1 protein-coding gene is annotated in these 313 nt (G+C 51.1%); it reads left to right on the top strand.

The window, feature by feature from the left end:
- Nucleotides 1-8 precede the first annotated feature (8 nt).
- Entirely contained in the window at nt 9-224 is a 216-nt protein-coding gene (locus P0G09_RS17390) for a transposon-transfer assisting family protein (protein WP_275253300.1), read from the top strand.
- Nucleotides 225-313: the final 89 nt, after the last annotated feature.

Here is a 313-nt window from a genome sequence, read left to right as displayed (position 1 = left end):
ACTCTGATATGAAAAACTTTACCGTGGAAGAAATCAACCTGATGTGCTGCTTCAACACATCCAGCCGGAAGCGGCTGATCGACGATATGAAGATCGTCGCCCTGAACGACATGGACGGTGAGATTGCGGAGCTGATGTATAAGACCGTCCGGAAGCTCGAAGCCATGACCGACGCGGAGTTTGAGGAACTGTATATCATGCCGGTCGGCATGGTGGATGACTGAAAGGAGGATGCCTATGCCCGTATTAGACGGTGATTTTGAAGCCTTCGTCACGAACCTTTGCAAGTACAACGAGGGTATGCTGGTCGGTG

This window comes from Faecalibacterium sp. DFI.5.82, from assembly GCF_029076575.1.
Classification (GTDB): Bacteria; Bacillota; Clostridia; order Oscillospirales; family Ruminococcaceae; genus Faecalibacterium; species Faecalibacterium duncaniae.
The sequence above is the reverse complement of the archived record's forward strand: the minus strand, read 5'-3'. Positions and strand labels throughout refer to the sequence as shown.

Coding starts and splice junctions, on each gene's coding strand:
- P0G09_RS17390 (WP_275253300.1), top strand. CDS start 9: ATGAAAAACTTTACCGTGGAAGAAATCAACCTGATGTGCTGCTTCAAC.